Origin of the sequence: Sphingobacterium multivorum, assembly GCF_039511225.1 — a bacterium.
GTDB lineage: Bacteria > Bacteroidota > Bacteroidia > Sphingobacteriales > Sphingobacteriaceae > Sphingobacterium.
Window position 1 is genome coordinate 1547421 of the sequence record NZ_CP154261.1, and the last position, 26375, is coordinate 1573795.

Below are 26375 nucleotides of genomic sequence, written 5' to 3' on the forward strand. Positions count from 1 at the left end.
ATACTATCACTAACGAAATACCCGAGTATAAAAGCTCTTGCGGTTGACGGGCTTGAAAATTCATTAAATTAAATATTTTCTATCCCTACTACCTCTAATATTTCCTTTAATTCTTTTTTACTATAATTTTCCCAACTACCACCATTTTTTGAAAATGTGCCTTGTTCTATATAGGAGCTGTATTCATTATCTAATTGATTAATTATTTCATCAACTTCAATACAGGTTTCAAATATGTTATCTGGTATAATAAGTAATCCTTTAGTATCATAAATATTCATATCATCAATATCTCCTATTCTGAATACATATTCTCCAATTCCATCACACTTTATAACATTTAAATAGATTCCAGTTAATTTTACATTTTCGAAAAAATCTTTTATAGACTCTAAAGGTTCATTAGGCTCCAAAATAGAACGCGACCCTATAATAAATGGTAGTGTTAGTCCATTATGAAAATATCCTTGTTTTTCAAAATGACACAACAAAATGTGCCAATAAGTTGATGAAGCTTGCATAAGTCTTTTTTTCTATAGTTGAAATTGGTTAATGTTGTTTCTTGATCACTAGTGGTATTTAACTCCCAAAAAACTCCTCATACAATTCTCCCTGCTTTTTACCTATTGCCTTTTCAATTAAAAGAAATTCATATGCTTCAAGAGCAGCTTTCCGGAAATATAGATCTTTCAATCTATTTTCGTCAAGTCTAGCTTTTATCGCTATTTCCTCTGGAGAATTTTTGACTGTCTCAAATTGACTCATAAACTGCCCAAATTCGTTACGTGCTCTTGGTACATATTTATCGAGCTTAAGATTCAAATCGGGATAAACGACTTTTGTCGCTTTTTCACATGAATCACCGAAAGCTTTATATATTTTGTAAAATACTTCAGCAGTTAACCGCTCCACGTGTCCATTTTTGAGTTTACTTATTTGACCTTTTGACAAGCCTGTTTTCTCTACAAGATTTTTATCTTCCCAACCTAATTTCTGTAGTTTTTCCTTTATATAATTGTCGATTTTATGATTCATTTTTCGGTTTCTTTGATTAAATATTTTGTAATAAGGAAACTATTTTCTATATTTGTATTCAATAGTTAAACAATATTTACGCGATCGATTTCGCGGCTAATTATATTACGAGACTCGAAGCTTGACTAACGACCACCTTCGGGACGGTAAGAACTGCCCTTTCACAGGAAAATGCTATATTTGTATTCTTCCTTAAGGGAGGGGCATGCCTTACTGGAAACCTTTTAGTGGTGGTCGTTCAAGCACTAGGAGTTAGTACAGTAAGGCTTTGCCTTTTTGTACGCCTAGTGTTGATGTCTCATTGATAATAAAAACCAAATTATGAGAACTACACCAGTTATAATTCTAATTCACCAGTACCAGATCAAGGATCGAAATACTCGGTATTCCACTAAACAGAATTTCAAAAATTTAATCCGCGCGCCGGATTAATCATTTAACCATACACAGCACGTAAGAAGAGAGGAGTCAATAAAATTGGCTCAGTAATGCTTATCAAAAAGAATAGCGATACTTCCCTTAAGCGTGTCTGCCACCGACCCTTATCAATATTTAAATAGAGAATAAAAAGGCAATGAAGATGGCTTTTACTAATTAATTGTTTGCACTATAAAATTAGTGAAACTTTTCATTGTTGACAAATCCCTATCTAAATTATTGTTGTAACACAACAAAAGGGTCGGTCCTTCCAATCATTGTGGATGTCCGTGACGAACATATTATATAACCATTGGCGAAAAGAGTAAAACGGCATCTGAGGTTCAGTTAATTAATTTTTAACAGTGTATACTGCGTTGAGACTTTGGGCTCGATAGGAGATTGTTTTATCCTATTTTTTTTCAAAGAATCCATGCACCAGTACGCCCTCAAAAGCCAAAAAAATGAAAGAGCTTTTAAAAAAATTGGTCGCCTTTGACCTGGCGATGTACGAAATCCATCATTTGGAGTACGACCCTGTAGCATGTATTAAGGAATTCTGGAATCGCTATGACATGGATAGTTGTCGTAATCATCTAGTTGAACTCCTGACGATTTATTTTGACAGAGAAAGGGGTGTTAATCCTACTATCAGTACAGCGGACGTACAAAACTTCTCCGTGGCATTATTCCGAATGTTGATGGCTTATTTTCTTGTTCATTATAAAAAGATTAATCTGACAGAGGTGGAAATTTCATTTCTCCGAAGCAACAGATTCATCGCTTGTGAACTCGAAAGTAGCAAGGAGGTCTATGATTTTTTTTATCAGCTGTCTCAAAACCACTAACAAATAAATTATGAATACCCTACAATTACTAGCCTTTGTAAGGCTATATATAACTCATATAGTTCAAGTACTCATTAAGTACTACTTAAATACAGATCTAGCAGTTATCGGCCAAATATTGTCCGGCTCTGGTTCTAGCTTTCCTCCAGTCAGCTTCGAGCCAGGGTTGTACCGTGGTCGGAACAGCTTTGGCTATTGGTCGGCTTTTCTTCGGCAATTTGCCGAAGCGTACCCGAAGCGCAGCCGAAGCCGAGCCGAAGCACACCCGAGCATGACCCGAAGAAGTCTCGAAGCGGTCCCGACGCCGAGTCGAAAGGGAGCTGACGGGCTGCCGAAGCGGAGTCGAACAATTGTGCTGTGTTTCTTAACATGCATCGCAGTAGTTTCTATGTTTAGTTTATCAGCTCAGACGCCCCGCAAGGACAGCGGGGCCAATGGGCTTATTAAAGTGGATCCATTGCTTATCGGTCAGAAACTGCCCGAAGAATTTTGGAAAAGGGAATACCTCGTCTATAACAATGGCGATACCACAAGGCAGACGCTGGAAGCTTACCGTGGAAAATTATTGGTGTTGGATTTTTGGGCAACATGGTGCGCGATATGTCTGGGACAGATGAAAGAAAAAGACGAATTGTTCAGCCGTTTTCCCGCTGAAGCAAAGCTTATCTATGTCAATCCAACACAAACAAAAGACACGTATACCAATGTTGTCAAGATCCAGGATCGACTTGCCGAACGCTCGCTGTCAGGAAAATTCCAGTCCATCATCGAAGAGGATTACCTTCAGCAATTGTTTCCCAACCATATCTATCCCCGGTATGTATGGATAGGGCCACGTGGCGACTTGATCGGATTAACGCTTGCCCTAAGTGTAACAGAAGGACATATTAAAGACATGTTGAACTTAATCAATCCAAAAGATGGCAAAAAATAGAACGATCTGGCTTTTTGTGATGCTTTTGGTTGTTGTAACAGCAAAAGCTCAATTAAGAGGTACTGTATTGGATAAGGAGACTGGATTACCTATAACGGATGTAAACATCATAATAAATAATGCCGCTAAGGCAAAAACGGATAAATGGGGACGATTTTCAATAACCGAAAAGATAAGTGGCGATAACGTGACTTTTCGGCATATTGCTTATCAGGATACGAGTATTTTCCTCCAAGCGGATAGGCAACATGCTGAGTTAACATTATCGCTTTCCTTAAAGCATGGTATGATCGGTGAAGTGGTGGTCAATACTGGTTATCAAAGTATTCCGAAAGATCGTTTGACTGGGTCCTTTTCCAGCGTGAGCAAACAGCAACTTGAACAACAAATCGGACGTGGTATTACTGGAATGTTGCCTTCATTAGCGAATGGCGTAATGCTGGACAACAATAGTACTTCCGCCAACAGATTAATGGTGCGAAGCTTAAGCACGATCAAAGCTGAAAAGAGTCCTTTGGTTATCGTCGACAACTTTCCCTATGAAGGGAATCTTGATGACATCAATCCGCTGGATATTGAAAATGTCACAGTACTTAAAGATGCTGCTGCATCAGCGATCTGGGGTGTGCGCGCCGGAAATGGGGTGATTGTGGTAACGACCAAGAAAGGGCAATTTAACCGGCGTCAAAGCTTTCGCTTTTCTACAGCGATAAAAATGGGGGCTCCCCCGGACTTAAATAGATTAGATCTGATGTCGACTTCGGACTTTATCGGGATGGAAGAGTTTCTGTTCAATAAGGGCTATTACAATAGTCGGATCACAAGTACGGCTATGCTGCCTTTGACCCCAATCGTGGAAGCTTTGGACCGGTTGAAAAAGCAGAAGATGACACAAGAGGAATATGATAACCTGAAAACAGGTCTCGTCGGCTTAGATTTACGGGACGAATATCGAAAGCATTTTTATAACAATTCACTCTTTCAGCAATATCACTTACAAGGAAATGGAGGTAACAGTCAATTCGCATGGATGTCCTCGCTGGGATATGATAAGGAGGTCGGATCGACGAAAAATAAAAGTGAAAGGTTGACATATAGACTCAGCAATTCATTGAAGATCCGTAAGGATCTGTTGTTATCGATGGACTTTAACCTTATCCATTTCAATACGTCAACGGGTATGCCTGCTTATGGTGATGTTAAGATGTCAACTTATGAGCTTTATCCTTACGCTACTTTCGCTGACGATAATGGAACTCCTCTTCGCATAGCACAGCGTAACAACGATTATGTAGATCGGATGATGCAAGAAGGTTATATCCTTGATTGGAACTATTATCCATTGACTGATTACCGTCATCTAGATAACCGAAGTCAACAATGGATTGTGAATTGGAATACAGGTCTTAAATACGATGTCTCTCGATCATTAAACATTGATCTTAAATATAACCTGATGTTGGATCGTACAGACGGTAAAAATCTACATGATCAGGATAGTTATTTTAGCCGTAATCTGGTCAATTCTTTTTCGGAAATTGACCGTTCCACGGATCTGGTAACTTACAACGTACCTAAAGGGGGAGTTCTTGATCAGTCTGTAGCACGCCAAACTGCCCATAACGCGAGGCTGCAGCTCAATTTTAACCGTACCATAAATGTGCATGGAATCTCGGGTATCTTGGGTTTTGAGGGGCGAATGAGTAAGGGGAACGGAGAGTCCTCGCGCTTCTATGGCTATAATCCGGCGACACTCTCCTTTGCAAATGTTGATTATACCTCCCGTTTTCCCGATTTGGCGACCGGAGGGCTGAATGCTATTCCGAATGGTCAATCACTTTCGCAGCGAGAAATCCGCTATCTTTCAGTCTTTGCAAATGCAGTCTATTCTTACAAAAACAAGGTTAATCTATTAGGCAGTGTAAGGCGTGACGCCACAAATCTTTTTGGGCTTCGGACCAATGATAAATGGAACCTGCTATGGTCTGTAGGAGGAAGCTGGAAAGCGTTGGAAAATAAAGGTCAGATCGATAAGTTAACCATGCGCACTACCTATGGTTTCAGTGGTAATGTCGATCCGTCTATGTCCTCGGTCAATACGATACAGTATATAGGGACCAATGTGCTGAACAATTTTCCGATTGCCACATTTGCTTCTTATGCTAATCCCGAATTGAAATGGGAAAGCATAGCGACCTTAAATCTGGGGACTGATCTTGTACTTTGGAAAAATAAGCTCAATCTGACCTTCGATTGGTACACAAAAAAAGGAAGTGATCTCTATGGATTGGATGAAATGGATCCTACCGCTGGAATTGGTGCTACAGTTGTTCGCAATTCGGCAAAAATGAAAGCTTCGGGTCTGGATCTTGCCATCGGATTAAACGCATTGGAGTGGAAAGATTGGGGATTAAGCTTTCAGATAAACCTCAGCAAAAGTGCAGACAAGGTGGAAAAGTATTACTTGAACAATGCCATTGGACGGAATTTTATCAATGAACGCACGATTGCAGGTATTGTAGGCAAACCTGTCTATTCCCTTTTCGCTTACCCTTGGAAAGGGCTTGATACAGATGGTAATCCCATTGGTTATGTAGATGGGGTAGAGTCCAAAGACTACCGAGAAATATATAATAATACACAGCTGGAGGACATGGTCTACGTGGGACCTACGTTGCCGCGTTGGTTTGGGGCTGCAGGGAGTTCCATTCGATTCAGAAAGGTGACCGTAGACTTTCGTTTACTCTATAAATTTGGGCATCATATCCGCTCGCGAAGCGTAGATTATAGTGCCCTCTTTGCACAGAATATAACGCATTCAGACTATGGGTTTCGGTGGAAAGAAGCCGGCGATGAAAACAAAACCTCCGTACCGGCGATGGTCTATCCCTTGAATAGTAATAGGGAAAACTACTACCGTAATGCTTCTGTATTGATCGAACCGGCTTCGAATATCCGATTGCAATATGTCAATCTGCAATACAACTTGGAGAAGATACTGGAGAGTAAAATCGATGTGACCTTGTTTTTGAACGTCGAAAATGTGGGGCTTTTATGGAAAGCCACAAAGAAGGATTTTGATCCTGAATACGAAAATCGCTTTAATGCAATCAGTCCACCACGGCAGTGGTCCTTTGGATGCCACATTAATTTTTAATTGCTAAATGAACTTATCATGAAAAATACAATTATCCTCGTTTTCATTTTTTTTCTGCTGTTGCTTGGTCCTACGGGCTGCACATCTTTTTTGGATGTTAGATCAGATAGCAAACTCGCAGTTCCCACTTCATTGGAAGATTATCGAGCGCTCATGAACAGTATAAATAATAGCTTGGCTGTTCCTGAGGGTGAAGTAATGTCGGTAGATCATTATCTTCCTGATGATGAATATGATGCTTTGTTTTGTCAAACAGACCGTGACCTTTACCGCTTGGAAGATAGTCCCATGATCCAGGAATGCGATGGGAGTGGAGGTTGGGCGTTAGCCTATGGAAATATATATAGAGCGAATGTTGCCATACATGGTCTGGAAGCATTTGAAAAGGAGAATGGTATCAGCGCTCGTTCAGCTGATGTAAAAGGGCAGGGCTATTTCAATAGGGCAATCAATCTTTATGAACTGGCACAGGTGTGGTGTGCGGGATTTGATCCAAAGCAGGCGGAAAGCACACTCGGGCTGCCGCTTAAAGTAACCGATGATTTTAACGAAAAGACCGTCCGGGCATCGCTAAAGGCAACATTTGATCTTATTGTCGACGATCTTCAAAAAGCCGCAACGCTATTGTCGGATCAGCAGAACAATATTTATTGGGCCAGCAAAGTTGCTGCATGGGCCTATTTGGCACGGGTATATCTTTATATGCAAAATTACGAGCAGGCCAAAGTATATGCTGAAAAATGCATCCAGTTAAATTTTAAACTGTTGGATTATCATCACGTTGACGGCGGAAAGGTATTTCCTTTTAATGTCAATGACAATTCCGAAATCATCTATCCTCGATTTCTGACAACGGCATATTATTCCATTAGCACTGACGTTAGCCGTATGGATAGCCTATTGTACCAAAGTTATGCGGAGGGAGATTTGAGGAAATCCTTATTCTTTAATAAAAAAGATAACACCTTTTTATTCCGTGGAGATTATGGTGGCGGCGGCGGCGGTGCCTTCTGTGGGCCCACGATTGCTGAAATGTACCTCATTCAGGCGGAATGTGCTGCCCGAACAGGAAAACTCAATGAAGCAAGTAATACCTTGCAACAGTTTTTGAGTTATAGACTTGACAAAACGATCTCTGTGTCTGAGACTACGGTATTGGATCAGGTTTTACAGGAACGAAGAAAAGAATTGCTGTGGCGTGGTATACGGTTTGGCGATGTAAAGCGTCTCAATAAGTTGGGGACAGGTATTACATTAAAAAGAACCATCCGGGGCAAAGAATATCTTTTGCCACCGAATGATTCCCGTGCGAACATTTTAATACCTCAGAAAGTGATTGAGCAATCGGGCATTACTCAAAACCCACGTTGAGTTATTTGCTTCTTCGCGAAGGAGCAGCACTTTGGACAGCTGACAGACTGCCTAGATCATCAAGATGTTCGTCGATACTTTGGTCAGAAGGAACATCTAAACTACAAGGGATTTCAGTCGGTTGTCCACAAGTAAAACTCGAATTTTGTGATGGACTCCAATTTGCGGGGTCCATTACATTCGTAGATAAATTGGTGGACGGACCATTGTAGTAGTATGTTGTTGACGCTTTTACTACAGATGACACGTCTTTCTTCATCACTGCAACTGCCGCATACGTACCGATTGCGAGCAGTGCCAAGATTAAAGTGAAGAGTGATGCCTTCACTGCGAATTTATTTTTCATCATAATCGTGTTTTTTTGATTATGATGCTAAGGTAGATCCATCAATGAGGTATTACTAGAGCATTAATTCCTATTGTGCAAACATTAATTCCTGAGTATTGAGTTTTTATTCCTATTTCCAGTGTTTTTATTCCAAGCTTGGGTTATTTTTATTCTGATTGTACCACCTGAGCGTGATACCTAGAAATTGAGCGATCTGTAGATCGGTGAGTTTAAAGCGAATACCAGCATACCGATGGTGAAACCAACCTATCAATTCTCTGCTGTTTTTTAATCTAAATAGGTTTTCTTGTTGTTGGTAATATTTGAGTTCCTGCAGGAGCAGATAATGGAAAAAAGAGGTTAGTTCTGTCGCTTGAAGGAGATGTTCAACAGGGATCTCGATGATATTGCCGCCTTCCGGAAAGATAATATCCATTTCACTACGCTGGAAGGCCAATAGGCTCTCCGTCTTTAAGATAATCTGATCTTCTTGCCAGATACGCGAGAGTCGCGACTCTTTATCAATGTTCTCGTAGCCCAAAGCATAACCCGTATGGATAAAACAAATATGCTTGGCAATACCACCTCGCTCGAGATAGATCTCCTTAGGACTGCAGTATTTGACAGTAACCAGCTGGCGCAATATATCCTCTTGACTGTCAGTGAGCCTCCTGTAGGATTCTAAATGCTTGATAAGCTTTTGATACGATCCGCTATGTTCCATGAGCTTCGGTATTTTTTATATGACATGATTTGTTCCTTATTTTTATTGGACTATAGTCATATGGCTTGTTAGAAGTCGAGATGAAGCTGATTATCCAATAATTAACTGTATTGTTATAAAATTAACAAGGTGTTTCTTTGAAAGCAAGATCAACTGTTTGAAACCGAATGAACGGTAAGAGGTCTTGTGCTTAAAAGCTTATTTAAGGGGGTAATAAGTGAGTTTTTTACTTTCGCTTGAAAATAAAATTATAGCACGAGTGGTGGTGTTTATTAGTGGATTCTAAAGCATCTTGCAGATTGTTTCAATTTTTTATTTGTAAAAATTTTTATTTTAGTTTGCTTTAACCGATTAAACTTTATGCAAACGAAAAAACTTATTGAGACTTTTCATTCCGAAATTCAGGTCAACTACTTACCGTTCAGGGTCCAGCTGTTTTTTGCTGTTCTGTTGGGTAATTTTTTCTATTCGCCCAGCAGGTTTCTTGTTTTTGATAAGAGATATGACATGCCCAAATTTTATCTCTATTGGTTTCTTTCTTCGCTGATCGTTATGATTGTGCTTCGCGGGGCACATATTTTTAATCGTTATATGGATGGGAGATTGTCCTGGCTGACGGATTTTAAGACGCGTCTGATCAGACAGATTCTCTTTGGAGTGGTACTGCCGGCCTTGCTCGCAGTGGTTGTTGTGATGCTGGTATTTTTACCCTTAAACGCAAAAGGTTTGAGGTCTATCATTCCCTATATGCGCAACGAGTTTAGGTTTTTATTTTTGTTTATTCTGATATTGAACTTGGTATTTTTGGTGATATACGTCATTCGCTTTGCCCGATTTGTGAAAGATCAATACTGAGAGGCAGAAATTGAAATGACTACCCTCAAGGAAATGATTGTAACCTATGAAGCACTGCAAACGAAATTGGAGGATGAGCGGGGAGGGGACCTTTCTGATGCGATCAAGCTTGCTCCTTGTCTTGGAGTAAAATACGGTTATGAAGATAACTACGTCGCGCTTGACGGCATTGCCTTTATCAAAAGCTCAGCGAATGATAAAAAGCTCCTGACCTTGACGAGTAGTAAAGAGTATACACACAACTATAGCCTCGAGACATTGATGAAGGTACTCGACCATGATCAATATTACCTGATGTACAGACGTTACATCGTTCATCGTAGTATCATCAAAGGATATCGTGCTTTAGACAATGGTATATTAACAATTGAACTAAAGCCGTCCTTTGAGAAGCGAGATGATATATTGGTCAGCCGTTACCATGCTGCTCACTTTAAACGTTGGTTTGATAAGAAATAGCCTTAACCTGGGATATTTCGTCCGTGCTAAGCGATAGGAGTTGTTTATTGGAGTAGTGTAAAAGTTTTGTGCCTGTGTCAGCTAAAAATCGAAAAATGAAATGATTGCTGGGCAGTTAAGGTAATATTCTTTGGATTTTAATAAATTAGTAGGATGAGATATTTAATAATCCTATTGTTAAGCTGGTTCACTTGTTATTCGGTCGCTGCACAAAACCAAGCGAAGGGAAATAGTGCCGGTAAAGATGAAAAGACCTATATACTAGTCGCCAATAAAATCAATACCGATTTTAATTATAAAATGCTGGATGATTTCGAGCAGTCTTTTTCAGAATTGATCAAGGAAAACAACAGCCGTGAATTGGTATTCAATCCCATAAATGGCAAATACCATTATTATAAATTTGTCGCTACCTATAAAGCAAGGGGTATTTTGCCCGATAGTGATCCTGCAAAGCCGGAGCAAACCTTCCACAATATCTTGATCATCAAGACGGATGACCAGCAAAAGATTGTAGATGGCTATCATTTTGTGCTCGAATGGGGCGAAAAGCCATTATCTTATCCCTTATTTAGGATAAAGTCTACAGGGGTGCCTCTGCAGGAAGGCTTGTCATTAAAACAGCTGAACCTAAAAAGGGTGACGGACAATTCGGATTTTGATAGCGATGGTAAGATCAAGTTGGCCGGATGGTAGCGCTGTGAGGACGGTTTTTATGAGCTGTAGAAATATGTTTAAAGCTAGCTTTCTAAATAGTATCTGCTATTTGTTCCTAAAATACGTTGTATTCTTTTTTATTCTTGCATTTATCGAAAACAGATTTCAAAATGCGGTCATCAACAATGCAAATACCTTGTCTGAGTTTATAAAACTGTCCTTAGGCTATGTATTGTATATCTTACTTTATGTGTGTTTTTTAGTTTTATTCTTTAATATTCCTCTTTGCTTTGTACTGCAAATAAGAAATAAACTTATTTTATTGTTTCGATGCTAGTATTTTTTACCATAGAATATGTTTTGTATACCTATTGGTTTTCCCCTAGCAATAAAATTACGGGAATTTACAATTTGATTATTGGAATATTGATATTTGCTTTCTTTTATAAGAAGTTAATTATTCAAATGTTCAGAAATCATATTAATCAGTAAATTCAACAAGCCAATTACGGGATATACTACATCGGGTATAAATAATGCGTTTTATATGTTTTTTATACCCGTCCGGGGTGTAAATTTTAAAACCGATAGGTGCGATTTTTGGTTTTACGAAGCTCATAATGATGTAAAAAAGATGATATCTATCTGGTTTTAATTCAGGTATGTGCAAATTATAACCTAATATCACCTTATTTTAACCTCTTTTAGTTAAGCATTGTAATACTAAATTGGCTATGGTATATTTAGTGTCATATTGACATTTATTTAAATCTAAATTGTTATGAAGCCAGTTCAGTTCAAAGTTCCTGCTCCTCAGGATAAATCGATCTATATTCAAGAAGACGTGCTGGATAAGTTTTATCCGCATATGCATCGTCATGAGGAATATCAATTAATCTGGATTAAAGAAGGCATTGGCCAGCTCCTCCTTGACGATAATGTGCATGAATTTCAACCCGGTGACATTTTTCTATTGGGGACAAACCAGGCCCATGTGTTTAAAAGTTTCATTGCAGGTGAAAGTGTGCGGTCTGTCTCCTTATTTTTTAGCGCGAAAGGAGCACTGTCTACCATGGCTACCATGCCCGAACTTCGAAACCTGCTTGATTTTGTGCATAAATGCCAGCGGGGGTTTAAGGTTCCGCCGAAACTTCAGGGGCAGGTGTGCTATTATATTGAAATACTGCAAAAGTCCGACTTTCTGGACCAGCTTGTCAATTTTTTTTATTTGTTAAAATCACTCAGCAAAGTATTTACTGAACTGGAACCCCTTTCGGGTGTACAATTGCCCAAAAGGGAAATCTCCAAACCTTTCCGTATTGAAAAGCTATGTAAATTTTTGGAGGAGCATTTTAAAGAGAATATCAGTTTGGATGAAATCGCTGAAAAAGCAAATCTGACACCGCACGCCTTCTGCCGCTATTTTAAAAACTGTACGGGAAAGACATTCATCGCCTATTTGAATGAACTGCGTATCCGCGAAGCCTGTAAATTACTGGGTTTAGGAAGGCACGATTCAATATCTTTAATAGCCTATGATGCTGGCTTTAATAGCATCACTAATTTTAACCGTGTTTTCCGGAATATATTAGGGGTATCTCCTAAGATATACGTTCGCAACTACCGGAATTACCTATACGATTAACGGACTTTTTAATCGCTTTACGCCTTTTGATCCCATCTGGCAGAAGGTCGCTCAATTTCCTGCGCGATTTCGGCGCTGATTCAATTCCGTCTAATCATAACAGGAAAAATACTTCTGCTATGGTTAGACGGAATTGCTGTTTTATGCACTATGCTGCAATCCTATACCTCGCCAATAGGCCTCTTTTTCTTTTGTTAAAATGTTAGAACGAGTGGGTAAGATCTGACCGAAAACCGCTGTTTCGAAGCACTAATTTTGTTACAGAAAGAACAACTAATCAATTTTTTAATATACTGTAGCCGCCTTTTTTAGAAAGGAATCGCGTTTATCCCAGGGGTAGATGTGTGGTCGACGGTATGTTAAAATGAACACCTGCTTAACGAAATTATGACTATGCATGAAAACCTTCCAAAAAAATGCTTAACGGGTATTTTTATGTTGCTGCTGTTGGTCTGTCAACAGCTGTATGCGCAACAACAGAGAACGGTCACGGGGATCGTTAAAGACGAAAAAGGCACACCGCTGTCTGATCTGAGTATTTTAGAGAAAGGCATCCGCAATGCCACCAAAACAGATGCGGATGGAAAATTCAGTCTACCGCTTAAATCGGCAAATCCAACCCTGATTTTCAGTTACGTCGGTTATGTACGGCAGGAGAAACAGCTGCGTGCCGGCGAAAATACACTTCAGATAACGATGAAGGAAGATGGAACGGGGCTGGATGAGGTGGTCGTAATGGGCTATCAGGATGTACAGCGCCGGAAGACGACGGGAGCTATTGCTACCGTAAAAGGGAAGGATTTTGAAAATACGCCCTATGCAACCTTCGATGCCATGCTGCAGGGACGCGTGGCCGGTCTGACCGTGTTGAGCACATCGGGTGAACCCGGTACCAATAACATCGTCAACATCCGCGGGACGAGCAACCTGGGTCTAGCAGACAACCAACTGCAGGCGCCCTTGTACGTGATCGATAATATTATTTACGACGTGAGTGATATCCGGTCGGCTTACGGTAATGCAAGTCCGTTGCAGGCCATTAATCCCAACGACATCGAATCGGTTGATATCCTGAAAGACGCTTCGGCATCGGCCATTTATGGCGCCCGTGCTGCCAATGGGGTCATTATCATCAAAACCAAACGTCCGGCGCAGGGGAAACCCGAAATACGGATCTCGGCTTACAATGGAGTTTCCAGCCGTCCGGCCATGAAGCCCATCACCGTAGGAGCCGCAGAGCGCAGGCTGAAAATGAACTTGCTCTATCAGGGTGGATCGTATGACTGGTTCAACAATGGGTCCATTAGCCCCATGTTGACAGATAGTTTAAATCCGGCCTTTAACAACAATACCGATTGGCAGGGTCTTTTTCTGCAGTCGGCCAATATCAACAATGTCAATGTGAGTATCGGTGCCACCATGGAGAAATTTTTATACCGATTCTCGGCACAGCGTTATTATGAGCAGGGTGTAATGATGGGCTTTGAAAATGAAAACCTCACACCACGCCTGATGTTACAGGCCAATCCAACCGACAATTTCCAATTTGAGACCAACTTGTTCGCAGGTTTTACTAAAGCAAAACATGGTTCGGGTGACGATACCAAATATCCTTTTAGTACCTGGGGATTTCCTTCTTCTTTCTACCAGATTACAGATGTAGATGAGCAGATCTATACCGGGCGCTACGACGGTCTGATGGATCGCGATAACTCCTTCAGCCTGAATGGAAACTTCGCTGGGACACTCAAGAAATTTCTGATCAATGGCCTGACCCTGCGCTCGCAGTTTTCGTTTAATGTCAATAATAATACGCGCGATCTTTTTCGTCCCAAACTGCTGACCGGTAATAGAAACTATGCACAAAATTGGGTGAATCAAAACAAGCGCTGGGAATGGGAAACCTATTTTAACTACATCAAGAGCATCCGCAACATCCACAATTTTACGGCTGTTTTGGGTAGTGGTATTGAACGGAACACGTCCAATGAAAACTATATGTATGGCTATAACGACAATGGAACTTATGTGAAAACCGTAACCGGTATCCCTTCCGGGCCGGATCTTTATGCGACGACTTCCATCAGCGAGCGCTCACGCGTCTCGGTATTCGGTCGTTTTGGCTATGATTATAAGGACAAATACTTGCTTTCTGCAAGTTACCGGATGGATGCCTCGTCGCGATACAGTAAGGATAACCGCTGGGGTATTTTCCCGTCCATATCTGCCGGCTGGGTACTTTCGGAAGAGCCTTTTTTCCAGGGAGCCAAAAATGCCATATCCTTTTTCAAAATAAGGGGTAGCTATGGTATTACGGGGCGCGATCCGGGTTCGTACTACGCACGCTATACAGGACTGACTTTTGATGCATCTTATGCAGGATCGGTGCTGGAAAATGGTATTGCCGGTTCGGTACTCTCGTATAACGGTAAACCGACAGTATCTCCTAATTATGCGGCGGCGGCAACATCACCGACGATCCGATGGGAGCGTTCACCGCAGTTTAATGCCGGATTCGATATGAACCTGCTGCACGACCGAGTTACGGTTACTGCCGATTTTTATGTGCGCGACTCCAAAGAATTAGTTTACGATCTGACGATGCCCGCTACTTCGGGATATAGCACCGTCTCCAATAATTTTATCAGTGTGAGAAACAGTGGTGTGGAAATGACGATTATCTCCAGAAATATGGCTCCTTCGTCGGCATTCCAGTGGACGACCAATTTCAATATGGCTTATAATAAAAATTATGTCACCAGCCTGCCGGATGGTGGAAAGGAAATACAAGTGGGACCACCCTGGATGCAACGCGCCCTGAATGTAGGCCAACCTATTTTTCCATTCAAGGTATGGGATGTGGATGGCGTATATGCGACCAATGCTGACGTGCCTGTCGATCCATTGACCGGAAGAAGAATAGCGCACTTTAATCGGTCGGTCCTTTATCAGGCTGGCGATCCGCGCAGAAGGGATGTCAATGGGGATTATGTGATCGATTACAACGACAAAATTGATATGGGAAATCCAAATCCCGACCTCGTAGGCGGTTTTATCAACCAATTTTCCTACAAGAATTTTAGCTTATCCACACTCGTGAGCTTTGTCTTTGGACGCTCTTTGTGGAACGGATACCTGTCGGACAAATTACAGGATGCCGGTTCATCTGCCCTTTATTCGACTTGGGGAACAAATTCGGCTATTGCAGGCGATTTTAAGCCCAGCGACTTCTGGATGAAAGACGGCGATCAGACCAGATACCCGACTTTGTTTCGCAATACGGTAGACAATTGGCACATCGCCAACAGTACTTTCGTGGAAAATGCCAGTTTTGTGCGCCTGAAAAATATTCAGCTGAGCTACACATTCCCGCAGGCCATGATTAAGAAACTTAAGTTGAAAATGCTCCGCATTTATGGGGTCGTGGATAATGTGGCTGTTAAGTCCTGGTCTTCTGTGCCGGACCCTGAAGCAGTGGAAGCCAATGGTTATTCAACGGGTAACGGATATCCGATCCCGAAGAAATGGACAATAGGCTTGGATGTTACCTTTTAATCATGTCAGTTCCATCGGATAACGGTGGCTTAAAATTATTTAGAGATGAAAAGAAAAATATTGTTTTTAATGCTGAGTGCTTTCATGTATCTCGCTTCAGGCTGCTCCAAGTTTCTGGACATTGAGCCTGTCAGTTCGGCAACCGACGAGAACTTCTGGAAAACGCAGGAAGATGCCAATAGCGCAACCAACGCCATGTATGCGCTGCTGCGCAAGGCCCTAAATCAAGCCAACGGTATGGCCTACTATGCCTATGGCGATTTGCTAACGGACGAAATTACTTCTTCGACCAACGCAGACTTTAGTCCGATTGTCAATATGCAGCTCAACACGGCTGTAGCGGCTTCGGAAACTTGGCGGCCCGCGTATCAGCTGCGGCGCTATGATGTCTTCTATCAGGCCATAGACCAGGCCAACCGCGTTATCCAGAGGCTCCCTAAGATGGACGAAAATGTCTTTGACAATGTATCAACCAGGGATTACTATATCGGCGAAGCTTACTTTGTGCGTGCATTTGCCTATTTCTATATGGCGAGGGTATGGGGAACAGTGCCGATTATAACAGAATCTGTGGTGCCCATTGATGCTGTAAATCTGGCTGCAAGTAAAGAGAGTGATGTGCTGGATCAGAGCCAGGCCGATTTAACTAAAGCGTTGACTTTACTGAAATGGAGCAATATCGACCAAGATGATTTTGCCCTGCGCGCAAATACTGGAGCAGCACTTGCCCTTCAGGCGCACCTGAGTGCTTGGCGGGGCGAATATGCGGACTGCATCGAGGCGGCTAAATCGGTATTGGAAAGCGGCGAATATTCTTTTGTGGGAAGGGACAGTCTGAATTACCGCAGTATTTATCAGGGAAAATCCAATGAAGGTATTTTTGAGATCTCCCAAAATGGGGAAAACGAAGGTACAAACTCGGGAATAGGATACTTCTCACTAGCCGGACCTTATTTTCGGACTTTAACAGATCCAATTTTAAGAATCAGTCAGGATTATATTAAAACGCTCTTTAAAGACAGTAACGATAAACGATTTAAAAGTGTGTTTGATATGGTTTATAACGGTAACTATGCGCTGTGTACGAAATATGCAAATGTTAAGTTTTCGAGTAATGCGTCAAATGCCAATGCGATTTTTAAAAATAACATTATCATCTTTCGCTATTCCGATATTAAGCTGCTTATGGCAGAGGGATTGGCCGCAACGGGTAAAAATAGCTCCGCAGAAACCATCTTAAATGAAATCCGCACGCAAGCTGGACTGTCTGCCTACACAAACGAGGAACCGCTCATTGAGGCCATCTTTAGTGAAAGAGCGCGCGAGCTTTTTCTGGAAGGCCATCACTATTACGATCTCGTGCGGTTATATAAACACTTTAACGTCTATAAATTTCCGGAAGGCAAAATGAACCAGTCGCAATTTAATGCGAAGAAATACTTTTGGCCATTTGATCCATCGTTGTTGTCTGCCAATCCTATGCTGAATCAGACACCATACTGGGGAACCGTCAATATGTAAACCACTAAACCTGAAAAAAATGAAAACCTTATATCGATTTGCATTGCTGCTGGCTTTTGGACTGGCAGTAGTGGGTTGCAAGAAAGCGGCTTATCTGACGGATGATGGCCTCCATACAGCCGAAGTCAATCTGTCTACTTACGACTACCTGGCAGCTCATCCCAATGGGATGTTTGACACCCTGCTGCTGGTGATTGACCATTTTAAACTCAAAGACGAAATCAACAAGGCGAAAACCTTTTGGGCGCCTTCGGATTATTCGGTCAACCGTTATTATAAACAGAAGGCGGACTCGGTAAAGTATGTGGATGAAAATGCACAGTATTCTTTTGACCAGTTTCTCAACGAGATCCCTGTAGATTCTGTGAGGGCATACATCTATAACGAGGCGCCTTACGATCTGGAAACGGCCAGCACAGCGTATACGACGATTAGCAATGCGGCCAATGTGGGTGGATTTTTCTATCATAAGCAAAAGCAGCCCAAAGCGGCCTGGTCCTCGCAGCCCGTTTATTATCTGTATTACGTCAAAGTGCGTGGCGAGGCCGATCAGATCAGTCCCGACGGTATTGTTACGGTCAAAGAAGATGATCAGGCCGATATGCGGGTATATTGTCAGACTACTGGTATTAAAACAGCTTCAGGAACTATGCTGAATGTACTGGCCAATACACATACGTTTATCGGCGATTTTGTGCCGCGCATCCTCACGGGACCTAAAATTGTGGAAACTGGTGCTACGCTGACTTTTACCTACGATCTGAGTATTAAATACGATGCCGCCGGTTATACTGGTACCACAGTAGACGCATTGCTTCCGCGTTTAGCACGATTTTATGGCCTAGAGAGTGGGGCAATATCCGCATTGGTAGGCAAGGACATCACCTACTACGCCGTGCAGCCCGATGGCGGTTTAAATGCAAACAGTACGGCAAATGCACCGGGACACTGGTTCGATGCCAAAGGGCAGACCTGTTCGTGGGGTGCCGATGCACGCATTGTATCTGAGCTGGCAACCTCAACGATGACCTTTAATATACTGCAATATCCAGGGCAAACAACGGTGGGTAGTACCTATACGGTACGACAATCCCTCGTGTACAAGTCGAAAACAAAGGGTGATTTGAATGCTGTTTTTGTATTCAACATTAAGATCAAATAAATTATGAACCTATCAGGGTTGATTCCTTTGCTGTGCTGAATCAACCGGATGGTTTCGTCACACATGAAAAAATAAAACAGATGAAAAAACGAAGTTTTATAATCGGCTTAGCAGGTTTATCCCTCGGGCTATTGGATTCCTGCAAGAGTGATCAAATAGGTTATTTAAGTGAAAATATACGCTATAATGTGGAGAATCTGCAAGTCAATCAGGGGGCAGTGGTGTACACGGATGCCATTGTTGCCAATGGAAGCACAACCCCGCTGACCGTAAATCTGCTTGCGGTAAGGAACAAGGAAACCGGCGAGCTCTCAACAGAATTTTCAAAAGAACATGAGATATCCACCTACCTGGCGGAGATCACCTGGCGGGATACCACCCTGGATCTGTTGAATGCCAAGATCGGCAAGGCTAAATATCCACCGATGATGCTCAATGCGACCGGTGGTCGCGTGGGTTTTACACAGGCGACGCAATTTGTGACCCCGGGACAGTATACGATCGATGTGGAGGTGAGCAATGTCGCCGGACAGAAAAAATTTAAGAATATACTGGACTTTAATGTCATCGGTGCTAAGAAGGAAGATATTTTATTTAAGTCGTGCACGAGTTCGGACTACGGGGCCGAATCCAATTTTCTACCGTATACAGACTATGAGATCGTCGTAGAGCATCAGGCGGAAGGAGAAAACAAAATTGTATATCAATGGGAAGATAAAAACGGCAAGCCCTTCAATCCTAAAAAAGGCGAGGTCATCAAGCGTGGAGATCGGCCGACATTCAAAAATTGGTCGCCTTACTATCCGGAGGAAGTTACCGATACGGGCTTGGTGTATCGCTATCCAGATGTTTCGGGTCTGGTGTATCCTATCATGAACGGTACTTATGTAGGTACAGAATTTTGGTCGGGCGATCCTATTTCTTATTACCGTATTGTTGGTACGGCGACTACGCTGGGACGTAATCTTAACCCCGTATCGACCATCAAATTCTACCGAAGTGGTACCTATACCGTTCGCTTCCGTTTTTTGACCATTACACATAGTTGATCTCTACCTATTAAACGCTCAAATGATGAAAAGTATAGTATTGCATAAAGTCCTGCTGACGCTGGTTTCAGCACTTGTTTTCCTTTCGCAGGGATGCAGCAAAAAAGAAGTAGCGCTTCCTGTCGAGGAAGAGATCACCACGCCACCCGTTACTGTGGGAACAGATTCTTTGAAGATTTATAAGCCCAAAGAATTTGAAGGCATGGATTATAACGATAAAGTGAGCAAATGGTCCTATTCGCGGAGCCGTCAGTCGGAGCATTTTATTGTGTTCTGGGGGGCAAGCTATGGGAAGAACGATCCCAATGCGAACACCGTACCTGAAGAATATCGGGTCGATATTGATGATCTTTTGGCCAAGGCCGAACAGTTCTACGCATTGAACGTCGGCACGCTGAAGTTTGCAGAACGCAAAGTGAACCGATCCAATCTGGATAAATACAAAATGATGATTTTTGTGCATTATACGACAGAATGGATGGCGTATGGCGGCGGTTACGACGATACAATCGGGGCACTGTGGATTAATCCGGCGACCTGTAAGCCGGTAGGTGCCGTGATTGCCCACGAGATCGGGCACAGTTTTCAATATCAGGTATTTGCCGATCTGAAAGGCGGACATGGATTTCGTTACGGGTACGGCGGGACGAGCGGTAACGGATTCTGGGAGCAGACCGCGCAATGGCAGGCCTACCAAACCTATCCCGCACAGGCATTTTCGGGAGCCGATTTTCCCGTCTATACCGAAAATTATCATCGCCATATTCATCACGAGAAATATCGTTATGCCAGCTATTTCATCCATTGGTATTGGACCAGCAAACATGGGATCGATATGATTGGCCGCATCTGGCGCGAAGCTTTAAAGCCCGAAGATCCGGTGCAGGCCTATATGCGTATAACGGGTATCGATGTGAAGCAGTTCAACAATGAGATCTATGATGCGGCGACCCGCTTTGTGACCTGGGACCTGAACAGCATCCAGGAGTATGGGAAGAATTATATCGGTAAGCTGACGACCAAATTTACGCGTCAATCCAACGGGAGTCTTCGCGTTGCCTATGATCGTTGTCCGGGCACTACGGGTTACAATGTGATTCCGCTGGAAGTTCCGGCTGCGGGAACTAAGGTCTCGGTAGCTTTTAAAGGCCTACCAAATGCTGCCGGATTCAACCCGGTGGATGCCAGCCGTGCCGGATGGCGCTATGGTTATGTGGCATTATTGAAAGACGGCACGCGGGTATATGGTGACAGGACGGAGGGCACGGAGAATACGGTCGCGTTTACTGTTCCGGCCAATTGTAGCAACCTCTGGTTTGTCGTCACTGGTGCTCCATCTGTTTACCAACCACATGCCTGGGATGATGACGACAGCAACGATGAGCAATGGCCTTACGAAATCAAAATTCAGGGTACAACGGCTACGGGATACAATGAGGTGAGCAGTCAGCCGAAAGATATCGCATTGAATTATGACTTGAGCTTCCCGGCAGATGCTACAGGGTATTCGGGTACGCAAGTAAGCGTCAATGCAGCGCAGCTAGGGGAGGCCTTGGCCATACCTTCGGCAGACCTGGCGGGTTTGATGAGCAGTGGAAAAATTAAGTTCTATGCCGTGGAGCCAAATGGAAGTTTAAATCCCAACAATACGGCCACGGGTTACGGGCATTGGTTTACGCCTGCCGGGGCCGTCACCAACTGGGGCGCCAGTGCGGGCTTGTTTTCGGAATTTAACGCAAGTACGATAACATTTTCTATTGGGCAGTATCCAGGGGCTTTGGCCACCGGAAAGAAATATACCATTAAGCAGGCACTGGTGTATACCTACGAAGGAGCGAAAACCGTGCAGGCGACGTTTACATTTAATGTGAATGTGAAATAAGAGTTAGTTGGAACCGCTAGATTAGGTGATGGTTCATATGTTTATGTTTATTTAAGTGAAGGCCACGTCGGGAGATGTGGCTTTTTTATTTCCGTTGTTCAGATGCTGCAATCATTTGCGATGATTTCGTCGATCTCATTGCAGATTCGTTGTATTGGCTTTGTAAAATAGCTCTGTGCGAGCTGCACTTTTTTTTCTTTACCGTCTTCATTTCGATAACGTGCGAGAAGCGATACACTGACGGTGATGAGGCCATACTGTTTGAGCTTGTAGATCGTAAATCCCTGTAGGTTTTCCAACGGAACGGTTACCTCTTTACCAAAAAGCCCTTTGCGTACGCGCATTTCCCGTCTGTCCATATCAATGATAAAATAGGCTCTCAGCAGGGAAATCATTAGGATGACAACAATACCCAGCATCCACCATTTGAAAGAGGATTCCGGCATTTTGATGAACCCAACTAGGGTCATAATAGAAAATATAGCAACCAAAGGAACATAGGTTCCTAATTGGGGTTTCATTTTGTACTCGTTTCCGTTTCTTTCGAAGTTTTTCATGTGCTTATCGCTAATTTAGCTATATCAATATTCCAATCTGGTGATGCGGTTATCTGGTATGTTAAATAATTGATTTAGAGAATATCATTATTTGTTGGTGAATTGCGCTAGATCTTCAGTAATGGTTACATTTTTTAAAGTTTCCAAGTAAATAAAGTTATAAATTTGCTTCAGTAAAAAAAAGGCCAAAAAAACCACTACATTTTTTTTGAGGTATCATTAACAGGGAAGAATTATTTCAGACAAAGTAACAAATATGAAATCAATTTATAGTATACTAGCCTTATTAATTATTGGATGTAATAATCCAAATAGATGTGAAGAAACTAAACAATATGCTGAAAGTTCTGAGGCTAATATTATTCTGTTAAAAAAAATTAAAAACAAATTTGAAGACTGTATCCTTATTGGAGTTGATCCTAGTACAAAAAGAGATACTGTGCAGCTGCTGCCCGCTAGGTGGTTTTTCAATGTGGAACCTTTATGTGATTTAGGTGATACCGTTGTTAAACGGAAAGGCGTTCCTATAATTGAAGTTCATAAAACAAAAATGAAATACGATACCACACGATTTGATATAGAATTAACTTGTACCGATTATCTTGTGAATGGAAAGCCCTTAGATCAATGGAATGAATTTCAGAAAAGTTATAATAATAAGCATCATTCACAGTAAGAACTAATCCTTATAAACCCTTATCTATTTTGGGGATGGCTTGTTTAATTAACTGGTGAACCTCAGGATTTCTCTTTTGGAACTTGAATTATGGGAACCTATTCAAGGCCAATACTCAAAAACGGCGATACAGATATTACAGGTGTACATAAGTTTTCCCTGGGTGAAGGCGTGGGTGCAGGTTACGGTAAAACTACGACAATTTCATTCTTTCAGACAAAGTAACAAATATGAAAGCATTTTATAGTATACCACTATTGTTAATTGTTGGATGCAATGATCCAAATCGATGTGAAGAAGTTAAACAATATGCTGAAAGTCCTGAGGCTAATATTATTCTGCTAAAAGAACCTAAGATCAAGTATAAGGATTTTATCCTTATCGGTGTTGATCCTATTACCCATAGAGATACCGTACAGTTGCTGCCCGGTAGATGGTTTTTCCAAGTGACCTCTTTTTGTGATTTAGGTGATACCATTGTTAAACGGAAGGGCATTCCCATAATTGAAGTTCATAAAACAAAAATGAAATATGATACCACACGATTTGATATAGAAGTAACTTGCGACAGTTATCTCATAAATGGAAAAACGATAAGACGATGGAAAGAAATTCTGGAAAGTTATGATAGTAATAAGTATCATTCACAGTAAGAGTTAATTCGTTATTTCAAACAAATTAAAATGAAAATAATTTATAGTATCGCATTAATCGCTTTAACAGGATGCACAACGTCTTCTAATGACGGTTGTGAGAAATATATGGAGTATATAAATGGACTTCAGACTAATATAATCCTTCTAAAAAAACCTAAAGTAAAGTTTGAAGACTTTATTCTTATTGGAGTTGATCCTAGTACAAACAGAGATACTGTTCAATTTCTTCCATCCAGGTGGTTTGTTCATTTAAAGCCTTTATGTGATTTGGGAGATACTATTGTTAAACGTAGGGGGACTTCTATTATTGAACTTCATAAAACAAGAATGAAATATGATTTGAGACGATTTGATCTTACTTCAACTTGTGGCGATTATTTAATGAATGGGATGTCTTATGATCAATGGAATCAATTTCAGGAAAGTTATGATAAAAAGCATCATTCACAATAAGAATAGATCTTCATAAGCCTATCTATAATGGGTAAGGGCTTTGTTTACTTAATTGGCGAAACTCAGCACTTCTCTTTTGGGAGCGGAATTATGGGGACTTATTCAATGCCGCTGAGGTCCGACGGCAAAATAGATCCTGATAGGGCACATAAGTTTACTCTGGTTGAAGGCGTTGGTGCAGGTTATGGTAATAACCACGACAATTTCATTATCACAGACAGATTAATAAATATGAAAGTAATATATAGTATACTCATCTTGCTAACTATTGGATGTAATGATCCCAATAGATGTGAAACAACTAAACAATATGCTGAAAGTTTCGAGGCTAATGTTGTTCTTTTAAAAGAACCTAAGATCAAGTATCAGGATTTTATCCTTATTGGTGTTGATCCTAGTACAAAAAGAGATACTGTACAATCGCTGCCAGGTAGGTGGTTTTACCATGTTATACCTTTTTGTGATATAGGTGATACCATTGTTAAACGGAAAGGCGTTCCAATAATTGAAGTCCATAAAACAAAAAAGATGTTCGATACCACTCGGATTGACGTAGAATTAAATTGTATTGATTATTTCATAAATGGAAAAACGATAGAGCAGTGGAATGAATTTGAGAAAAGTTACGGTAATAAGCTGATAGATCGTATAACTCCCGTTGAAGCTAATTTTTTAGAGGTGCATTGATTTGTAGCGAAGATCTTTTGATGGAGCTATCAAAAGACTTGATCTCTTATCCCTATGGATTGTATAAGGAAGAGGGCTGGTTCTATTCGAATATTGATATCTCACATCATGAATTGCCTTTCGTGATAAAAGTATTGGATCATCTGAATATCGATTTATTAAGTACGGATGAAAAGCTGCTGCGCAAAGTTGTCTCTGAAAACAACTGGGATTCTTTTCTATTAAAGCCCTATAGAGGAACTTCCTTATAGGATCTGCCTGAACTATTGAAAAATATTAATGAGTACGATGGACAATTAATGGAAAAGTTTAAATTAATTATACTTTTTGTATTGTTAATGGGAGTATTTGTGGGCGGGATTTATTGGGATTCAGAAAACGTTAAAAAAGAAAATCAATTAAGAATCGCGATCGTCAATAAGAATTATAAATATGGTAGAGGAATAATTAGTTCCTATCACTCTTTTAAAGGAAGAAGTCTTAGAGTTAAATACACTATCAATAAAAAAGACTATGAATACTCTGGAGGTTGGAGTATTAATCCGAATAATATTTATAACGGTGACTCAATATGGTTCAGGTTTTCGGCGGAAGATCCAAGTTTAATCATTAGTGAATTGGAAAACGCTTATTAATCTCACACGAATACATTTCGATAGCAAAGTTTCTAATGTTTATAGTGGACCGACGAAAGCTCTCGTAGACGAGAAACAAACAAGGCGATATTTTTAAAGTTTTGTGTTTGAAAAGGGACCTGGGCCAGAAGAAAAAAGCTTACCATAGGAATGCTTAAGAATATAATTGCACAGGGATCTTTTTAATTATTTTAAGGAAGACGACTTGTATTATTCGAATATTGATATTTCATCGAGTGAACTGCCGTTCGTTTTAAAAGTATTGGATCATTCGCATATTTTCGGATGTAATATCGGAGGTGAAGGTGTAATTCATTGAATGAAACTAAAGTAACAAGACCAATGCAGATAGACGAGCTTTGGTTATTAAACCTATTCATCGATTGTATTATCGGAGATGGGCCAATTTAAATGAAAAAATAAATTCAGTTGCTTGTAGGAACCAAAGGTATGATTAATAAAATATTACAATTAGATTTTGTGCTGTCAAAATGGTTTGCAGGAAAGAGGAAGACAGAAAATGTAGTTCCTGGGCTAGCATATTTATTCTTAAGTAAAGTAATCTATATAGGGGAAGTATTTGTCTTTTTATTTTTAAAATTAGTAGGGGTTAAGGAGCCTATCTTTATGGCATTTGGTATTATGATCTATAGTCTAGTAGTCATTTTAATTGGCCGTTCACCCATTGAACAAACCGTGAGAAATCCAGTATTTGAAAAATACTATAAAAGTTTAAGTAAATCTCAGGTCTATGTAAAAAGAGCAATTGCTCTTTTCACTTTAATCGCGAGTTTCTTTTTTATGATAGTTGGCTCGATTATGATAGCAAGAATAAATTTTTGAAAGCGAAAATTTACTGCACTAAACCTTCTATTTACTTCAATTCAATTGATGATATAGCAGGGAGCAGACTATGCTTCTGCTATATTAATCATCTTTTTAAAATAATGAGTTTTATTAATTGAAAGTGTTTGTATATTTGGATAATAAATTGTTTTAACCTTTAAATATTGTTGCTTGCTTTCTTACAGAGGTAGAAATATTGCCTATAAAAGCATTGTTGTTTTTTTAGACTAGCTTATAACTAAAGTTAAATTTTCCTTCTCGCTGAG

Annotated in this window: 26 protein-coding genes; 21 read left to right on the forward strand and 5 right to left on the reverse strand. The window is 40.9% G+C overall.

What is annotated here, in order from left to right; all coding sequences use genetic code 11:
- Positions 1–68: 68 nt before the first annotated feature.
- Positions 69–521 (reverse strand): hypothetical protein, encoded by a 453-nt coding sequence (locus tag AAH582_RS06380; RefSeq protein WP_343321565.1) that lies wholly within the window; start codon positions 519–521, stop codon positions 69–71.
- A gap of 58 nt (positions 522–579) precedes the next feature.
- The gene (locus AAH582_RS06385; RefSeq protein WP_343321566.1) at positions 580–1035 is read right to left on the reverse strand and encodes a helix-turn-helix domain-containing protein; all 456 of its coding nucleotides are present in this window, start codon (positions 1033–1035) and stop codon (positions 580–582) included.
- 881 nt (positions 1036–1916) lie between these two features.
- Between AAH582_RS06385 and AAH582_RS06390 the strand changes: the two genes are divergently transcribed.
- From AAH582_RS06390 to AAH582_RS06405, 4 genes are read left to right on the forward strand one after another with little or no spacing between them, the layout of a single operon-like run.
- The gene (locus AAH582_RS06390) at positions 1917–2300 is read left to right on the forward strand and encodes a hypothetical protein (protein WP_343321567.1); all 384 of its coding nucleotides are present in this window, start codon (positions 1917–1919) and stop codon (positions 2298–2300) included.
- Between the two features lie 10 nt (positions 2301–2310).
- Entirely contained in the window at positions 2311–3234 is a 924-nt protein-coding gene (locus AAH582_RS06395; RefSeq protein ID WP_343321568.1) for a TlpA family protein disulfide reductase, read from the forward strand.
- Positions 3221–6391: a SusC/RagA family TonB-linked outer membrane protein gene (locus AAH582_RS06400; protein WP_343321569.1), complete on the forward strand. Its 3171-nt coding sequence runs from the start codon at positions 3221–3223 to the stop codon at positions 6389–6391. The genes AAH582_RS06395 and AAH582_RS06400 overlap by 14 nt, the downstream gene beginning before the upstream one ends.
- A gap of 18 nt (positions 6392–6409) precedes the next feature.
- Positions 6410–7762: a RagB/SusD family nutrient uptake outer membrane protein gene (locus tag AAH582_RS06405; RefSeq protein WP_343321570.1), complete on the forward strand. Its 1353-nt coding sequence runs from the start codon at positions 6410–6412 to the stop codon at positions 7760–7762.
- A 1-nt stretch (position 7763) separates the two neighbouring features.
- Here the strand turns inward: AAH582_RS06405 and AAH582_RS06410 are convergent, their stop codons facing one another.
- Together AAH582_RS06410 and AAH582_RS06415 are read right to left on the reverse strand one after the other, a co-directional pair.
- On the reverse strand, positions 7764–8090 hold the full coding sequence (locus tag AAH582_RS06410) for a hypothetical protein (protein ID WP_343321571.1): 327 nt from the start codon (positions 8088–8090) through the stop codon (positions 7764–7766).
- Positions 8091–8235: 145 nt separating this feature from the next.
- A complete protein-coding gene (locus tag AAH582_RS06415) occupies positions 8236–8814 on the reverse strand; it encodes a hypothetical protein (protein WP_343321572.1) in 579 nt (192 codons plus the stop codon).
- A 360-nt stretch (positions 8815–9174) separates the two neighbouring features.
- On the opposite strand from AAH582_RS06415, the gene AAH582_RS06420 reads away from it, so the two are divergent.
- From AAH582_RS06420 to AAH582_RS06460, 9 genes are all read left to right on the forward strand, one after another.
- Complete coding sequence (locus tag AAH582_RS06420; RefSeq protein ID WP_343321573.1) at positions 9175–9669, forward strand: hypothetical protein; 495 nt, start codon at positions 9175–9177, stop codon at positions 9667–9669.
- Positions 9670–9684: 15 nt separating this feature from the next.
- Positions 9685–10128, forward strand: coding sequence for a LytTR family transcriptional regulator DNA-binding domain-containing protein (locus tag AAH582_RS06425; protein ID WP_343321574.1), 444 nt, complete (start codon positions 9685–9687; stop codon positions 10126–10128).
- 153 nt (positions 10129–10281) lie between these two features.
- Positions 10282–10824 carry a hypothetical protein gene (locus AAH582_RS06430; protein ID WP_343321575.1) on the forward strand — a complete coding sequence of 181 codons (543 nt, stop codon included), beginning with the start codon at positions 10282–10284 and terminating at the stop codon, positions 10822–10824.
- A 742-nt stretch (positions 10825–11566) separates the two neighbouring features.
- Positions 11567–12430 carry an AraC family transcriptional regulator gene (locus AAH582_RS06435; RefSeq protein ID WP_286727924.1) on the forward strand — a complete coding sequence of 288 codons (864 nt, stop codon included), beginning with the start codon at positions 11567–11569 and terminating at the stop codon, positions 12428–12430.
- Between the two features lie 387 nt (positions 12431–12817).
- Positions 12818–15985 carry a SusC/RagA family TonB-linked outer membrane protein gene (locus AAH582_RS06440; RefSeq protein ID WP_343321576.1) on the forward strand — a complete coding sequence of 1056 codons (3168 nt, stop codon included), beginning with the start codon at positions 12818–12820 and terminating at the stop codon, positions 15983–15985.
- A 45-nt stretch (positions 15986–16030) separates the two neighbouring features.
- The gene (locus AAH582_RS06445; protein WP_343321577.1) at positions 16031–17506 is read left to right on the forward strand and encodes a RagB/SusD family nutrient uptake outer membrane protein; all 1476 of its coding nucleotides are present in this window, start codon (positions 16031–16033) and stop codon (positions 17504–17506) included.
- A 19-nt stretch (positions 17507–17525) separates the two neighbouring features.
- Positions 17526–18668: a DUF4859 domain-containing protein gene (locus AAH582_RS06450; protein ID WP_343321578.1), complete on the forward strand. Its 1143-nt coding sequence runs from the start codon at positions 17526–17528 to the stop codon at positions 18666–18668.
- Between the two features lie 80 nt (positions 18669–18748).
- Positions 18749–19717: a hypothetical protein gene (locus AAH582_RS06455; RefSeq protein ID WP_145329239.1), complete on the forward strand. Its 969-nt coding sequence runs from the start codon at positions 18749–18751 to the stop codon at positions 19715–19717.
- A 22-nt stretch (positions 19718–19739) separates the two neighbouring features.
- Positions 19740–21599, forward strand: a complete 1860-nt coding sequence (locus AAH582_RS06460; RefSeq protein WP_343321579.1) for a DUF4859 domain-containing protein — start codon at positions 19740–19742, stop codon at positions 21597–21599.
- Between the two features lie 98 nt (positions 21600–21697).
- Here the strand turns inward: AAH582_RS06460 and AAH582_RS06465 are convergent, their stop codons facing one another.
- Entirely contained in the window at positions 21698–22156 is a 459-nt protein-coding gene (locus AAH582_RS06465) for a hypothetical protein (RefSeq protein ID WP_343321580.1), read from the reverse strand.
- 256 nt (positions 22157–22412) lie between these two features.
- Between AAH582_RS06465 and AAH582_RS06470 the strand changes: the two genes are divergently transcribed.
- The 8 genes from AAH582_RS06470 (at position 22413) to AAH582_RS06505 (ending at position 26106) form a co-directional block, all read left to right on the forward strand.
- Positions 22413–22832, forward strand: a complete 420-nt coding sequence (locus tag AAH582_RS06470; RefSeq protein WP_343321581.1) for a hypothetical protein — start codon at positions 22413–22415, stop codon at positions 22830–22832.
- 90 nt (positions 22833–22922) lie between these two features.
- On the forward strand, positions 22923–23057 hold the full coding sequence (locus AAH582_RS06475; protein ID WP_343321582.1) for a hypothetical protein: 135 nt from the start codon (positions 22923–22925) through the stop codon (positions 23055–23057).
- A 5-nt stretch (positions 23058–23062) separates the two neighbouring features.
- Complete coding sequence (locus AAH582_RS06480; RefSeq protein ID WP_343321583.1) at positions 23063–23485, forward strand: hypothetical protein; 423 nt, start codon at positions 23063–23065, stop codon at positions 23483–23485.
- Between the two features lie 30 nt (positions 23486–23515).
- Positions 23516–23941 (forward strand): hypothetical protein, encoded by a 426-nt coding sequence (locus tag AAH582_RS06485; RefSeq protein ID WP_343321584.1) that lies wholly within the window; start codon positions 23516–23518, stop codon positions 23939–23941.
- A 27-nt stretch (positions 23942–23968) separates the two neighbouring features.
- Positions 23969–24628 carry a hypothetical protein gene (locus AAH582_RS06490; protein WP_343321585.1) on the forward strand — a complete coding sequence of 220 codons (660 nt, stop codon included), beginning with the start codon at positions 23969–23971 and terminating at the stop codon, positions 24626–24628.
- Positions 24629–24645: 17 nt separating this feature from the next.
- Complete coding sequence (locus tag AAH582_RS06495) at positions 24646–24879, forward strand: hypothetical protein (RefSeq protein WP_343321586.1); 234 nt, start codon at positions 24646–24648, stop codon at positions 24877–24879.
- A 15-nt stretch (positions 24880–24894) separates the two neighbouring features.
- The gene (locus AAH582_RS06500) at positions 24895–25263 is read left to right on the forward strand and encodes a hypothetical protein (protein ID WP_343321587.1); all 369 of its coding nucleotides are present in this window, start codon (positions 24895–24897) and stop codon (positions 25261–25263) included.
- A 450-nt stretch (positions 25264–25713) separates the two neighbouring features.
- Entirely contained in the window at positions 25714–26106 is a 393-nt protein-coding gene (locus AAH582_RS06505) for a hypothetical protein (RefSeq protein WP_343321588.1), read from the forward strand.
- Positions 26107–26375: the final 269 nt, after the last annotated feature.